Consider the following 14,214-nt stretch of genomic DNA (forward strand, 5'->3'; position numbering starts at 1 on the left):
TAGGTGGTAGTGTGGATCTGGCGCATGCCATGGTTGGCAACACCTTGATTACTCACCGTGGTTGAATGGCGAGTATTAGCGCAATAACGATGAAATCAACACCGTTATATAAATTAGTGCATAACGGTAATGTGATCGAACTCATGAGTCAATATTCGTTAATATGAACTTCACAAAAACGTGCATTAACGCAGCGTAAATTAGTAAGTGTGGAAAACTTGCGACATTTTGATACAACAAAGGCCACATTGAGGTGGCCTTTGAGCTGAAAACTTAGCGGTAAACGAAGTGATTACAATGCGGCGGTGTGCAGGAGGTAATCCATACCGAGGAACACAAACAGTGACATACCAGCCCAGTTGTTGTTTAAAAAGGCTTTTAAACATGGGGCGCGTTCACGGCCATGGATCAAGCGTTGTTGGTACAAACCAAAGCCGATAAACAGCACAATGCCGAGCAGATAAAGCGTGCCACGTTCAGCGATAAAACCCGCCACCATAAAGCACGCCAGCGCGGCAATTTGGAATAAACCGATGATTTCACGGTCATGTTTGCCGAACAAAATCGCGGTCGATTTGATGCCGACGCGCAAGTCATCTTCACGATCGACCATGGCGTACATGGTGTCATAGGCCACAGTCCAGCACCAGTTCGCGGCAAATAACCACCAGGCTTCGGCAGGCACTTCACCGGTTGCCGCAGCGTATGCCATCGGAATTGACCAGCTCCACACCACGCCCAAAAACATCTGCGGCATATTGGTAAAACGTTTGGTGAAGGGGTAAATCACTGTCAGCACGATGCCGATGTACGACAGTTTTACCACCAGCGGATTGAGCATCAGCACTAAGCCAAAAGCCAATAACCCCAGCACCACAAACAGTAACAAGGCTTCTTTAACACTGACTTCGCCACTGGCGAGTGGGCGCATTTTGGTGCGTTCAACATGGCCATCGAGCTTGCGATCGGCGTAATCATTGATGATGCAACCACAGGCACGCATGACAAACACGCCAACGATAAAGATGACCAGCACCTTGAGATCCGGCATACCGCCTGAAGCTAACATCAGCGCCATGAGGCAAGGCCATAATAAAAGAAAGGTGCCGATTGGACGGTCGATACGCGCTAAGCGCGCATAAGCATGTAACTTATCCCTGAGTGTCATTGGCTTGGTTCTCCGCACCGCTGCCGTGATTGCTAACTGCGCGTATTATGGCGCAGCCAAAATGTGATTTACACCACAAACTAACTTTTTAGCATCAAATTTTTAAGAAGATATTACCGATTTTATTAATCGATACGTCAATAGTGTTCTCGCAACAATAGCATGCTGGCTGCGCTACACAGACTCCAACTTAGCATAGGCCACCACCAACCATTTACTGCCGAAGTCGTCAAAATTCACCTGTACCCGCGATTGTGCGCCAGTGCCCTCACTATTGACCACAGTTCCTTCGCCAAACTTGAAGTGACGCACTCTGGCACCATGTCTAAAGCCACTATCACCGGTTTGAGTGTTGCTTGATTGGCTAAAACGGGTACTGAACGCTGGTGTACTGACTTGGGCTTTTAAGCGCACTTCGCGAATACATTCTGGCGGCAGTTCTTTAATAAAACGCGATGGGCGTGAATAGTTTTCACGGCCATAAATCCGCCGTGATTCGGCATAAGTGATATACAACTGCTGCATCGCTCGGGTCATGCCCACGTAACACAAGCGCCGTTCTTCCTCTAAGCGATCGCCCTCTTCCAGCGTCAACTGACTTGGAAACAAGCCCTCTTCTACCCCCGCCATAAACACTACCGGGAACTCCAAGCCTTTGGCAGTGTGCAAGGTCATCAACTGGACTGCGTCAGCGTTGGCATCGGCTTGGCCTTCGCCCGCTTCCAACGCGGCGTGGGATAAAAATGCGTTCAACTCGCCCATATCGAGCAGCTCTTCTGGCACTTCAAAGGTACGCGCGGCAGTCACTAACTCTTCTAAGTTTTCTACCCGGCTTTGTGCTTTCTCGCCCTTTTCCTGCTCGTACATGGTCTTAAGGCCAGAGGCTTGCGACACATGGTCCACCATGCGATACAGCGCCATCTCTTCCGTTTCGCGCGCCATGGTCACAACCAGATCGAGAAAGTTTTGCACCGCGGTTGCGGCGCGGCCACTGAGCAGTTTTTTATCGAGCGCCTGCAATGCGGTTTGCCACAGCGTAATGCCGTGCTGCCGTGCCGTCGTTCGCAGAATTTCCAAAGTGCGATCGCCAATGCCGCGAGTGGGCGTATTTACCACCCGCTCAAATGCGGCATCATCATCATGATTGGCCATCAAGCGCAGATAGCCCATGGCATCTTTAATCTCTTGCCGCTCGAAGAAGCGCAAACCACCGTAGATTTTGTAGGGCAAGCCTTTGTGTAATAAGGCTTCTTCTAATACCCGCGATTGCGCGTTAGAACGATACAAAATGGCACAATCGCTAAGATCATTGCCCATGTCTTGCCAGTCGCTAATTCGGCCGACAATAAAGCGCGCTTCATCGAGTTCGTTAAAGGCACTGTAAACGGCGATCGGTTCGCCATCGGCATCTTGAGTCCACAGATCTTTACCCAAACGGCCGGGGTTGTTGGCGATCAGCTCGTTGGCAGCTTTCAAAATGTTGCCAGTGGAGCGGTAGTTTTGCTCCAACCGAATCGTCTCAGCACCGGGGAAATCTCTCAGGAATTTGTGCAGGTTTTCTACCTGCGCGCCGCGCCAGCCGTAAATCGACTGGTCATCATCACCGACGATCATCACATGGGCAGTAGTGCCCGCTAGTACTTGAATCCACTTGTACTGAATAGTGTTGGTATCTTGAAACTCGTCCACCAAAATATGCTGAAAGCGGTCACGGTAGTGCTGCAAAATCAGCGGCTTGTATAACCACAACTCATAAGCACGCAGCAGAATTTCGGAGAAGTCCACCAACCCAGCGCGGTCGCACGCCTCTTGGTAAACCTGATACACCTCTTTTAACTTTTGCTCTAACGGAAACGGCCCCGCTTCGATATCTTTCGGGCGAAAGCCTTCATCTTTTTGAGTGCAGATATAGTTTTGCACCATCCGCGGCGGATAGTGTTTTTCATCCAGATTAAGGCTTTTAAGGATGCGTTTGATCAGCCGGTATTGGTCGTCGCCATCCAAAATTTGGAAGTTTTGCGGTAGGTTGGCGTCCTGCCAATGGGTGCGCAGCAAGCGGTGCGCTAAGCCGTGGAACGTACCAATCCACATCCGGCTCATGTTGTGGCCGACCACTTTCTCTACCCGCTCGCGCATCTCGCGCGCGGCTTTGTTGGTAAAAGTTACCGCCAAAATCGAGTACGGACTTTGGTTCTCTACCTGCATCAGCCATGCAATACGATGAGTTAACACCCGCGTTTTGCCTGAGCCGGCCCCCGCCAGCACCAACATGCTGGAGAGCGGCGCACCAACTGCCTCGCGCTGTTTCTCATTTAGGCCATCAAGTAAAGAAGATACGTCCATCGTTGCCTCCGTCAAAATCGAGGCGGCATTATAGCAGGAAAGCCCTAGGAGGTTGACGAAGATTCAATGGCGCCGAGCTGAACCCGCCCGCAGCTGCTTGATCGCTAATATCACGGCGATAATTTCAACTTTAGGCTTTACATCGCTGGCACGGCTGGCAATATCAAGCTTTCCTAAAAGTCACCTGTATCAGCATCTATACACTTCGATGAGTACACCCAACCTCAGTTCGCCGGCACCCGCTTCCGGCCATGGCCAAGATTGCCCCCAAGATAGCGCCAGCAATAAAAGTGAATTTTGGCGTGGTATGAAAACCTCGCTGCCGATGACGCTCGGGTTTGTGCCGTTTGCCTTGGTCCTCGGCGCGCAAGCGGTGCAAAAAGGCTTTACCGTGCTGCAAGTACCGCTGATGACTGGGGTGAACTTTGCCGGTGGCTCGGAGTTTACTGCCATCAGTTTGTGGACCTCGCCACCGCATCTGCTGTTGATTGTCGCCATGACCTTTTTGGTCAATAGTCGCCACATCATTATGGGCGCGGCTTTTATGCCGTTTATGCGCCACCTCAGTAAAAAGCAGGCGTTGCCGCTGCTGTTTTTAATGTGCGATGAAGCCTGGGCCATCGGCATTACTGACTGCCAAAAGCGTAAAACAATGCGCTTGAGTGTGCCGTTTTATCTTGGTGTTGCGCTGTGTTTGTACAGCACTTGGGTGCTATTTACTGGCATCGGCGCCGCGGTAGGGCCGCTGATTGGCGACGTGGAACAATACGGCTTTGATATGGCGTTTACCGCGGTATTTTTGGTGTTACTCAAAGGCATGTGGCGTGGCATCACCTTATGTTGGCCGTGGTTTGTCAGTCTTATAGTGGCGGGCATTTTGTATCATCTATTGCCGGGCGCTTGGTATGTGGCAGGTGGCACACTGGCAGGCATTGTCGCTGCACTGTTCTGGGGGAAACGCTGATGAATCCATTAGAAAATTTGGTCATGCAACACTTAGCAGTGCTGACCATTTTAGCCATGGGCATCACCACTTATCTAACCCGAATTATCGGCTACTTAGCGTTACGTAATCGCAGCCTTAATCCGCGTTTAGAGCGCGTGATGGAAGTGGTACCCGGCTGCGTGCTGATATCGGTCATCGCGCCAGTGATCTTCTCGGGTCACATCACCGATATCATCGCGGTTGCCATCACCTTTGTTGCCATGCTGCGCTTCTCGCTGTTACCAACGGTGATCATTGCGATTGTTGCCACCGGACTACTACGGCACTGGTTGGGGTAATTATCTCACTTACAACCCAGCATAAAAAGGCCGCTCAAGGAGCGGCCAAGGACTCAGGATTTCCCAACAAACTTAGAAACGGTAAGTCGCTTCTGCGTAGTAGTAGCCACCATTAAACCCAAATGGGGTGTTGGTCAGTGGGTACTGGAAGATACCGTTGTAGTTGTTGTTTGACGGACGTTTCTCTGGGTAGGTGTCAAACAGGTTTTGCGCACCCACTGTAAAGGTCAGAGTATCCGTTGCGGCATAGGCCACAGACAAATCAACCGTGGTTTTGCCTTCATATTCTTTATCACCAGTGCTGCTGTACGAAATAGTGTAAGGGCCAAAATAGCTGGCACGCAGGCTGGTGGTGAAGTCACCCAAGTGGTGAGTCAAACCAAGGCTACCGGTGTGATGTGAGGTGGCTTCCGTCATACGCACTTGCTCAATGTTATCAAACAGCTTGCCTTGCAAGTCGTCCAAAATTTCTGGCAAATGAATGTCTTGAATATCAGTGTTGTTGTATGCGTAAGCGATGTTCGCTTTCAACTCACCAAGGCTACCCAAGTCAAACTGTTGTGCCACGACTAAGTCAACGCCGCGGGTACGAGTATCTACCGCGTTGATAAAGAAGCGCGCCGATTCAGCGTTAGTGCCCGCCAATGCCGCACCGACTACATCAGAGTCGCTGGCACGCAGTGAGCTCGACAACACGATGCGATCATCAATATCAATCTGGTAGCTATCCAGCGTGATGGTTAAACCGTTATCGCCGGTGTAAACAAAGCCCAAACTGAACGAGGTAGACTCTTCAGGGCGCAGTTTGCCCACTTGCAGAGCTTGAGTTACAGGCGACAAGTTGTTGAACGTACCTGACTCGGTTGGCACCAGTTGCCCCGTGGTTGGGTCTGGATTAAACAGGGTCGAGATGTTAGTAAAGTACAGTTGTTGCACGCTTGGCGCACGGAAACCGGTGTTGGCTGTAGCGCGAATTGCGAAGTTGTCGTTGAAGTCGTAACGACCCGCCAGTTTCCAGCTAATTTTGTCACCGAAGTCGGAATAGTCTTCATAACGCAGCGCGGCAGACCAATAGATAGCTTCGCTCAATTGGTTTTCAAGTTCAGCGTAAACAGCGGTGTTGTGACGGCTTTCGTCCACTTCAGATTCTGGGGTAAAGCCACCAAAACCTTGGCTGCCTGCAGGTTTGTTTTGGTAACCGCCGTTCGCATATGACGCTTCTTCACCAGCTTCAATTTCGTAGCCGTTTTGGCGCCATGCTGCACCTACCGCCAACATGATGTCGGATTGGTTATAGAAGGCAAAATAACGTGAAGCATCAATAGTCAAATCGATTTCATCAGTCGACAGGGTACCGGCATCAAAGCTGGTTTGGCTGTCTGGGCCATAAGAGGCGTTCAATGAATCTTCTACGCGGTATTGGAAGCTGTTTTTACCGTAACCAGCGGAGCTATCGACGTGCCATTTACCCAAGTCAAACTCGTAACCAACCAAGGCTGAGTAGTCTTTGATGCGTGGCGCCAGAATCGGCAAATAACCGTCTGGGTAGATTTCCGGTACGTTGTTGTCTTGCAACGCGCGGCGATAAAAGGCACCGGAGTGGGTTTCACGGTCGCTGATACCACCATTGAAATAGAATTTGTTTTCACCGAAGTACTGCGCACCGTTGGCAAACAGCGCTAGGTTGTCGTATTCCGCATCACCGACGTGGAAGTTTTGGCGATCAAATGTCGCTTCACGTGGATCGCGACTGCCGTCGGCCAATCGAGGATATTGATCGCGAGGATCAAGACCTGCACGGTTGGTTTTGTTTTTGTGTTGTGCTTCCAGCGAGATGTTCACATAGCCATCTTCACTCCAGCTCAAACCTTTGTTGGCACCAATGCGCCACTGTTCGCCGTCACCCTCATAGGTTTGGCCCAATTGAGTGGTCACCATGCCGCCGTCGCGGTTGTCTTTCAGTACCACGTTGATCACGCCAGCAATCGCATCCGAACCATACTGTGCCGCCGCGCCATCACGCAGGATTTCAATGCGTTTGATAGCCGCCATTGGGATGGTGTTCAAGTCAACGTTTGACGCACCTTTACCCACAGTACCTGACAAATGCACAAGTGCTGAACTGTGGTAACGCTTACCGTTGACCAGCACCAAAGTATGATCAGGCGACAGACCACGCAGGTTGGCAGGGCGAACCGCGTCAGAACCGTCGGTTACCGCAGAAAATGGAAAACTATAGCTCGGCGCAGCAAATTGCAGTGCACGGGCAGTTTCAGTCAAACCAGTGGCTTCCAGCTGTTCAGCGGTGATGATATCCACCGGCGCAACGCTGTCTGTGGCAGTACGCATCGCAATACGCGAACCCACCACCGAAATTTTTTCCATGTTGCTGTTTGCTGCAGCGTCTGCGGCGTAAACGGCAGGTGCAGCCCATTGGCCAGCAACAGCCAGAGCGATAATCGAAATGCGTTTCATGAGTTTAAAACCTTAATGAATGTGCAACTAATCGGATAAAATTAAAGAAAAATCAAAAGAATGGAGAAGAGAGTGCTCGTTCTACATCAACAAATTGCGCGCATCTTACCATCGCCGTTTATAACCAATTTATTCAAATTTGTGATAGAAAATTCAAATTGGGTATAACAGGGATGAGTTATTTAACTGATTAATTAGGCTTATCAGTCACTTGCACCTACTGCGCAGCTCTGGCACATTGGAACAGCAACTGAAAAGTGACCAAGACTGCTGGCAGCAAATGTTAAACTCGAACGTATTTCAAACAATTTATCAACACCTTAGCGAACATAATGCGCGCTTTCGGGTAGTCGAACACCCAAGTGCTGGGCGCTGTGAAATGGTGGCACAACTGCGCGGTACTGAGCTGGGGCAAGGCGCAAAAGCACTGCTGACACACCTCAAAGGTAACGGGGTTAAACGCCATGTGTTGGCCATTTTACCGGGCGATGCCCAAGCAGATTTAGCCAAATTGGCGAGTCACTTTGGTGCCAGAAAAGCTTCGCTCGCCAGCCCGGCAGAAATGACAGAACTCACCGGCTGTGTCGCTGGCGCCATTCCCCCCTTTAGCCTACATCCTGCCTTAACCTTGGTGGCGGCGCCGCAGCTGTTTAGCCGCTATGAGGAAATCGCGTTTAATGCCGGCAGCTTAGAGCGTTCAATCATTTTGGCGACCGACGATTACCGTCGTATCGCCCAACCCGAATTGGTTGATTTTATTCGTTCAAGCACCGACTAACGCGCCAACGGAGCCAACGCTTGTTCAATGCTGTGGTCACCGTCTGTCAGCTCGATAATCACTTGGCTGAGGTTATCGTGCGCGACCAAATAGGCCAGCGTTGCCGCCACGTTATCGCGCGACACAGTACCATAACTGATTGCAAATCCGGCATTAATTCGCGCGGTTGCAGCAGCATCAGTCAATGTGCCTGGCCGCACAATCAGCCAATCTAAGCCACTGTTAACTAAGTAAACGTCTGCCGCCTTTTTCACTTTCATGTAGTGCTCAAAAGTGTCCGAGACTACGCGACCTCGGCCAGCCTCTGGAAACGCCGACACCAAATTGACATCCTCCTCGCCGTAAACGACGAGGATTCCTACTGCGGTTAAGCGTAAACGCCTGACTCGCTTCGGTGGGTTCCTGCTGCTGGCGGCATTGTTGCACCACTCACTTCACAGGCTAATCGGGCGTGTCCCGCCCTTAATACGTTGATCGCGCCGACCACATCGGCATTCTCTTCAAAGCCACATTCCACACAGGCAAAGCGGGCTTGAGTCATACGGTTATCTTTCGATATATGACCACAGCATGGGCATGTCTGGCTGGTGTTTTTCGGCGGAACGGCGATCAGGTGGCCGCCATTCCATGCCAGCTTGTAATCGAGCTGGCGACGAAACTCAAACCAGCCTTGATCGAGGATGACTTTATTCAGTCCTGACTTTGCTCTGACATTCCGACCCTGTTGCTCTGCGGTTCCTGACGCTGATTTTGACATGTTTTTGACCTGCAAATCTTCAATACAGACTATCGCGTGGTTTTTGCTAATGTCGCTTGAAGTTTTATGCAGGTAGTCACGGCGGCTGTTGCCGATTTTTGCATGGACACGCTGGACTTTAGCTTTAGCCTTTTTCCAGTTGTTGCTGAATTTTACCTTGCGGCTCATGGCCTGCTGCGTTTTACGCAAGGCGCTTTCCAGCGTTTTGAAGCTGTTGCGTGGTTCATAGAATGAACCGTCAGACAAGGTGGCGAACCGAGCAATACCCACATCAATACCTATCATATCGCCACTAGGTGGAGGAATAGCAGCGTCACGTTCAGTCTGAATAGCAGCAAACCATTTGCCGCACGACTGACTGACCGTGACGTTTTTAATATTACCTTCTACCATCCGACTGTTACGGTAACGGCACCAGCCGATTTTGGGCAGAAATATACGATTATTTCCCTGCTCCAGCTTGATGCCCTGCGGGTAACGGAAACTATCACCTGAACCTTTCTTTTTGAAACGGGGAAAATCAGCACGTTTGGCAAAGAAGTTTTTGTACGCCCGATCTAAATCTTTCAGCGACTGTTGCAGTGTTTGAGAAGGTGAGTCAGACAGCCATTGTGTTTCTGGCACTGCCTTCCATTGTGGTAACAGGTTGTTCAATTCAAAAGCGGAGAGTTTCTTTTCACCCTGTTCATGCCGCTCTTTTTGCAACGCCAGCGCCTTGTTATAGACAAACCGGCAGGCACCGGAAAAACGGCGCATCTGGCGCTGTTGTTCTCCAGTGACGATCAGTTCGAATTTGTAGGCTTGCAGTCGTTGCATGGCTTGCTCATACTGTGTCAATACAACTCAATTATAGATTGGTCCATGGAAATTAAAAGTGATTTAAGACATGGTAGACATTGTGTTTTTAAAATGCATGTCCATTTGGTCTTTGTGACAAAATACCGCCGCAACGTCTTTACCAAAGAAGTGCTGGATGATCTAAAAATCTTTTTTGAAAAGGTCTGTCTTGATTTTGAATCAGAGTTGGTTGAGTTCGATGGTGAGGATGATCATGTGCATTTACTGGTGAATTATCCGCCCAAAGTGGCGGTATCTGTATTGGTGAATAGTTTGAAAGGCGTTTCGAGCCGGATGATCCGAAAAAAGAATTACCCTTCGATCAAAATGAAACTTTGGGGCGGGGCGCTTTGGTCTCCCAGTTATTTTGCGGGCAGTTGTGGTGGTGCGCCAATTGAGATCATCCGGCAGTATATTGAGCAGCAACAAACTCCGGCGTAGCCTTCAGAACGGCTTCGCCGTTGCGCTATTCATCCTCGCCCTGAACGGCGAGGTTTTCCGCGCTACCCGATAAATCGGGAGATGCCAGCCAGTTTGGCAGCTTCCACCGACTTTTCTAAGCCAACACCGTCGATGGCGGTAGTGGTTTCTACACCGCCTTTACCGCCCGCGCCCGCCGAAAACACCACGACGTCACAATCATGCATCAGCTCGGCCAGCGACTCAGGACTGAGCGTTTGCAGATCGCCAAAGATTGGCGTAGCTCCTAAGGCTTTCAAGTCAGCTTCTTGCGCCAACTGCCGATACAAACTGACTGGCACATCGCCCTGCTGAACCAGTCTTGGCGCCAGATGACGGGCGATTTTGCCGTTCCCGCCGACAATAAATATCCGTTTCATACAACCTCCTCATACCGCCTTGTGCGAATCTTTCAGTTACCGCACAAGTTATTGAGTGAATTTATTTAACGTTAATAAGGCTATCACAGCCACGCTAACCTCGGCTGTACATAGCCAAGATGAGCACGTCACTTAATGCAGCGCATAAAAAAACGGCTACCGCAAAAAATACGATAACCGCTTGTTGAAACAGTAAAATTACGCTTTAGAGATGGTAATCAAAGTCCCCGCCATCTTGCGGCGCAGATAGGCAATCTGCTGCATATGCGGCAGATCTTTCGGGCAATTATCTTGGCAACCCAGCAGCGTCATACAGCCAAACACACCATCTTGAGTACCAATCACATGGTAAAAATCTTCCGCGCTGCGCGCATCTCGACTATCCAGCTCAAAGCGGGCGATTTTCATCATCCCCACCGCACCAACGAAGGTATCGCGCATCTGCGCCGTGGCACAGGCGGATACACAGACACCGCACTCGACGCAACGCTCTAACTCGTAGAGTTTGGCGGCTTCTTCTGGATCCATCGGCTTTTCAATGCGGTGAATATCGTTGCCGGTTTCATCAGGATGCAGCCACAGCTTCAACCGCTCGGCCAATTCGCGCATAAACTTGCCGGTGTTCACCGATAAGTCACCAATCAGCTCAAAGCCCGGCAACGGCATCAGGGTAATCATGCCGTCGGGATATTTAGCCGTCAGAGTGCGACAAGCCAAGGTTGGAAAACCGTTGATCACCATGGCGCAGCTGCCACAAATGCCGGCACGGCAGACGAAGTCAAACTGCAACGAAGGATCTTGCTCAGCACGCAAACGATTCAGCGCAATAAACACGGTCATGCCCGGCGTTTCTTCCAACTGATACGACTTCATTGACGGCTTATCACCGGGCTGCTGCGGATCATAACGAAAAATATTAAATGTCAGGATACGGCTATGGCTCATGAATTTTTTCCGCCTTTAGAAGTACTTTTTGTTTGGTCATGAAATCTTTGGTTGGCTGGGCGTAAATGCTCCGGCAACTCAAACGGCATAATGGCTTGTTGCAGCTGTTCACGGCTGGCATCATCGCCAAGCCCCGCAATAATGGTGGCGATTTCATCCTGACGTTTTGCGGTGTCAGGGTGGGCAATCGCATTATCTGCACCATAACCACGATAGCCTGGCGGCAGCTCCATCTGCATCACGTCAAGCATTTCATAGCTCAACGTTGGGGTCAGATCTTCGCTGTTTGGCCAGCTTGCCAAGGTACGGCTCAGCCATTCTTTATCGTTGCGTTGTGGATAGTCTTCCCGAGCATGGGCACCGCGGCTTTCAGTGCGCGCCAAGGCTCCACAAGCAACGGTCAATGCCACTTTGATCATGCGTCGTACACGCAACGCCTCGACTAATTCAGGGTTCGCATGGCGCTTGGTGCATTTGAGTTTGATATTACGTGAACGCACCAACAGCTCTTTTAGCTCAGTGACCGCCACTTCTAATTCCGGGCCGTTACGGAAGATGCCGACATAGTCCATCATCAACCGTTGCATCTGAGCTTTCAGAGTGAAGGCGTTTTCCCCGTCGCCACCGCTGCACAGCTCGTCGATTTCGTGTTGCAGTTCATTGCTGAATTTGCTGACTAACTGAGTATCGACCACCAGATCTTGCTGCTCACAGAAATCCGCCACATAGCTGCCGATGATCATCCCAGCGACCACGGTTTCCGCCAGCGAGTTACCACCCAAACGGTTAAAGCCATGCATGTCCCAACAGGCCGCTTCACCTACGCTAAACAGGCCTTGCAGCTGTGGGCTCTCACCTGTAGGTTTGGTGCGAATACCACCCATCGAATAGTGCTGGGTTGGCCGGACAGGGATCCACTCATCAGCCGGATCGATGCCTAAGAAGTTTTCGCAGATCTCTTTCACTTCACGCAGGTTGGTTTCAATATGCTTGCGCCCCAACAGGGTGATATCCAGCCACAAATGCGGGCCATAGGGGCTATCAACCCCAAAACCTTTGCGCATATGTTCGGTCATGCGGCGAGATACCACGTCACGCGAGGCCAGCTCTTTCTTCTCTGGCTCATAATCCGGCATAAAACGATGGCCGTTGCAATCACGCAGCAAACCACCGTCACCGCGGCAGCCTTCAGTGGTCAAAATGCCCACTGGCACAATCGCCGTTGGGTGGAACTGCACCGCTTCCATATTGCCCAAGGTCGCTACGCCGGTTTCCAGCGCCAGCGCTTGGCCAACACCTTCGCAGATGATGGCGTTAGTCGACACTTCATAAATCCGGCCATATCCACCGGTCGCAATGGTGGTAGATTTAGCGATATAAGCACGCAGTTCACCGGTGATGAGACAGCGAGCAATCACCCCATGACAGCGTTTACCATCATGAATAATCTTCAGCGCTTCTACCCGTTCGTGTACCGGAATATCCAGCGAAATCGCTTTGTTATCGACGGCATACAAGAGTGAGTGACCAGTACCGTCGGCGGTATAACAGGTGCGCCATTTTTTGGTGCCGCCAAAGTCACGGGCGTTTATCAGGCCGTGCGCTTCTTTGGCTTCTTCAATGGTGACCCGCTCCGCGTTCACTACTACTTCTCTTGGCCCCGCGGTCACACGGGTCCAAGGCACTCCCCAATTCGCCATCTGCCGCACCGCTTTAGGTGCGCAGTGAGCGAACATACGCGCGACGGTTTGGTCACATCCCCAATCTGAACCTTTTACGGTATCTTGAAAGTGCACGTCTTCGTTATCGCCATCACCTTTGGTGGTGTTGCCGAGACTTGCCTGCATGCCCCCTTGCGCCGCAGCGGAGTGAGAACGTTTAGCAGGGATCAGCGACAACACTAAGGTATCAAGCCCACGCTCTTTAGAGGCAATTGCCACCCTCAGGCCCGCTAAGCCGGCACCAACCACTAATGAATCGGTATAAATCAGTTTCACGCCTGCTCCTTAACGGCTACTGCTGTCAATTTCTGGTTCATTTTCTTGGGATAACTCATTATTGTTATTTATTGTTAGCTCAACTCGCATGGGGGATAAATGCCAGTAACGACGCCACCCCAACGGTAACAAAAGCCACACTTACAATTGTTTTAATCTTGCGTAATCGGCTGCGACTATTCAGATCGCGCGCCGCGCCCCACTTCAATGCCACTCGGTAAATACCGATGGCCGCATGCAGTTCCACCATCAATAACAACGGCAGATACACCATCCACACGCCTTGGTTCCAAATCCGGTCGGCACTGCCTTGCGGGCCGATGGTTTCTGGCGATGAACCGATCAACCATAGATGCACGGGTAACAACAGCAGGATCACCACCCCCGTAATCGCTTGCCAACGCCACAAACGGGTATCACCGTGGTTGATCACTTGCATCTGCTGCTGCAGCGCACGTTGCTGGCGCAAACTCATGGGTAACTTTTGCAGTGCTACCACGACATGCACCAATGCGATTGCCGCAATACTGATAACAATACAGGTCACCACCCACGGATAACCGTGACCATCGCTGGAGAGGAAGCTCAACTCCATGTTGCGCGCCACCCATTCCATGGCATCGCCACCCAGCAATATCGACGACACTAAGACTAAATGTGTCCACAGAAACACCGCCAGAATCACCCCGGATAAACTCTGGCTTAAATCCATCCACGCACTCAATTTTCTAACACTAGGTTTGATTGTCATTGTTTTCGCCTCGCGCTTTAGCTTTGTGAGTCATCTCATT

At 50.8% G+C, this 14,214-nt stretch carries 13 protein-coding genes; 4 read left to right on the forward strand and 9 right to left on the reverse strand.

All coding sequences use genetic code 11. From position 1 onward, the window contains the following. Positions 1-292: 292 nt before the first annotated feature. Both ubiA and uvrD read right to left on the reverse strand, forming a co-directional pair. On the reverse strand, positions 293-1,168 hold the full coding sequence (gene ubiA / locus JYB87_RS16335) for a 4-hydroxybenzoate octaprenyltransferase (protein ID WP_207354505.1): 876 nt from the start codon (positions 1,166-1,168) through the stop codon (positions 293-295). Positions 1,169-1,342: 174 nt separating this feature from the next. Next, on the reverse strand, positions 1,343-3,511 hold the full coding sequence (gene uvrD, locus JYB87_RS16340; RefSeq protein ID WP_207354506.1) for a DNA helicase II: 2,169 nt from the start codon (positions 3,509-3,511) through the stop codon (positions 1,343-1,345). A 208-nt stretch (positions 3,512-3,719) separates the two neighbouring features. On the opposite strand from uvrD, the gene JYB87_RS16345 reads away from it, so the two are divergent. Continuing rightward, positions 3,720-4,475, forward strand: a complete 756-nt coding sequence (locus tag JYB87_RS16345; RefSeq protein WP_207354507.1) for an AzlC family ABC transporter permease — start codon at positions 3,720-3,722, stop codon at positions 4,473-4,475. Continuing rightward, positions 4,475-4,795, forward strand: coding sequence for an AzlD family protein (locus JYB87_RS16350; protein WP_207354508.1), 321 nt, complete (start codon positions 4,475-4,477; stop codon positions 4,793-4,795). Before JYB87_RS16345 ends, JYB87_RS16350 begins: the two co-directional genes overlap by 1 nt. Positions 4,796-4,867: 72 nt before the next feature. Here the strand turns inward: JYB87_RS16350 and JYB87_RS16355 are convergent, their stop codons facing one another. Next, positions 4,868-7,270, reverse strand: a complete 2,403-nt coding sequence (locus JYB87_RS16355; RefSeq protein ID WP_207354509.1) for a TonB-dependent receptor plug domain-containing protein — start codon at positions 7,268-7,270, stop codon at positions 4,868-4,870. 280 nt (positions 7,271-7,550) lie between these two features. Here JYB87_RS16355 and JYB87_RS16360 point away from each other — a divergent pair, with 280 nt between their 5' ends. Further along, entirely contained in the window at positions 7,551-8,048 is a 498-nt protein-coding gene (locus JYB87_RS16360) for a YbaK/prolyl-tRNA synthetase associated domain-containing protein (protein ID WP_207354510.1), read from the forward strand. On the opposite strand, the gene JYB87_RS16365 is transcribed toward JYB87_RS16360, so the two are convergent. Together JYB87_RS16365 and JYB87_RS16370 are read right to left on the reverse strand one after the other, a co-directional pair. Further along, a complete protein-coding gene (locus JYB87_RS16365) occupies positions 8,045-8,368 on the reverse strand; it encodes an NAD(P)H-binding protein (protein WP_207354511.1) in 324 nt (107 codons plus the stop codon). The two genes, JYB87_RS16360 and JYB87_RS16365, sit on opposite strands and share 4 nt — an antisense overlap. A 47-nt stretch (positions 8,369-8,415) precedes the next feature. After that, complete coding sequence (locus JYB87_RS16370; RefSeq protein ID WP_207354512.1) at positions 8,416-9,621, reverse strand: RNA-guided endonuclease InsQ/TnpB family protein; 1,206 nt, start codon at positions 9,619-9,621, stop codon at positions 8,416-8,418. 45 nt (positions 9,622-9,666) lie between these two features. Here JYB87_RS16370 and tnpA point away from each other — a divergent pair, with 45 nt between their 5' ends. Beyond that, complete coding sequence (gene tnpA / locus JYB87_RS16375) at positions 9,667-10,083, forward strand: IS200/IS605 family transposase (RefSeq protein WP_207354513.1); 417 nt, start codon at positions 9,667-9,669, stop codon at positions 10,081-10,083. 62 nt (positions 10,084-10,145) lie between these two features. Here tnpA and JYB87_RS16380 read toward each other — a convergent pair whose 3' ends face one another. The 4 genes from JYB87_RS16380 to JYB87_RS16395 all read right to left on the reverse strand — a co-directional run bounded on the left by JYB87_RS16380 (position 10,146) and on the right by JYB87_RS16395 (position 14,174). After that, entirely contained in the window at positions 10,146-10,481 is a 336-nt protein-coding gene (locus JYB87_RS16380; RefSeq protein ID WP_207354514.1) for an NAD(P)H-binding protein, read from the reverse strand. 198 nt (positions 10,482-10,679) lie between these two features. Further along, positions 10,680-11,426, reverse strand: coding sequence for a fumarate reductase iron-sulfur subunit (locus tag JYB87_RS16385; RefSeq protein ID WP_207354515.1), 747 nt, complete (start codon positions 11,424-11,426; stop codon positions 10,680-10,682). After that, entirely contained in the window at positions 11,423-13,423 is a 2,001-nt protein-coding gene (locus JYB87_RS16390; RefSeq protein WP_207354516.1) for a fumarate reductase flavoprotein subunit, read from the reverse strand. The genes JYB87_RS16385 and JYB87_RS16390 overlap by 4 nt, the downstream gene beginning before the upstream one ends. A 79-nt stretch (positions 13,424-13,502) precedes the next feature. Continuing rightward, a complete protein-coding gene (locus JYB87_RS16395) occupies positions 13,503-14,174 on the reverse strand; it encodes a fumarate reductase cytochrome b subunit (RefSeq protein WP_207354517.1) in 672 nt (223 codons plus the stop codon). Between the last annotated feature and the right edge of the window lie 40 nt (positions 14,175-14,214).

Source organism: Shewanella avicenniae (assembly GCF_017354945.1).
GTDB classification, from domain to species: domain Bacteria; phylum Pseudomonadota; class Gammaproteobacteria; order Enterobacterales; family Shewanellaceae; genus Shewanella; species Shewanella avicenniae.

Excerpts from the sequence above, each read along its gene's own strand:
- ubiA (WP_207354505.1), bottom strand. The coding sequence starts at position 1,168 with ATGACACTCAGGGATAAGTTACATGCTTATGCGCGCTTAGCGCGTATC.
- uvrD (WP_207354506.1), bottom strand. The coding sequence starts at position 3,511 with ATGGACGTATCTTCTTTACTTGATGGCCTAAATGAGAAACAGCGCGAG.
- JYB87_RS16345 (WP_207354507.1), top strand. The coding sequence starts at position 3,720 with ATGAGTACACCCAACCTCAGTTCGCCGGCACCCGCTTCCGGCCATGGC.
- JYB87_RS16350 (WP_207354508.1), top strand. The coding sequence starts at position 4,475 with ATGAATCCATTAGAAAATTTGGTCATGCAACACTTAGCAGTGCTGACC.
- JYB87_RS16355 (WP_207354509.1), bottom strand. The coding sequence starts at position 7,270 with ATGAAACGCATTTCGATTATCGCTCTGGCTGTTGCTGGCCAATGGGCT.
- JYB87_RS16360 (WP_207354510.1), top strand. The coding sequence starts at position 7,551 with ATGTTAAACTCGAACGTATTTCAAACAATTTATCAACACCTTAGCGAA.
- JYB87_RS16370 (WP_207354512.1), bottom strand. The coding sequence starts at position 9,621 with ATGCAACGACTGCAAGCCTACAAATTCGAACTGATCGTCACTGGAGAA.
- tnpA (WP_207354513.1), top strand. The coding sequence starts at position 9,667 with ATGGAAATTAAAAGTGATTTAAGACATGGTAGACATTGTGTTTTTAAA.
- JYB87_RS16380 (WP_207354514.1), bottom strand. The coding sequence starts at position 10,481 with ATGAAACGGATATTTATTGTCGGCGGGAACGGCAAAATCGCCCGTCAT.
- JYB87_RS16385 (WP_207354515.1), bottom strand. The coding sequence starts at position 11,426 with ATGAGCCATAGCCGTATCCTGACATTTAATATTTTTCGTTATGATCCG.
- JYB87_RS16395 (WP_207354517.1), bottom strand. The coding sequence starts at position 14,174 with ATGACAATCAAACCTAGTGTTAGAAAATTGAGTGCGTGGATGGATTTA.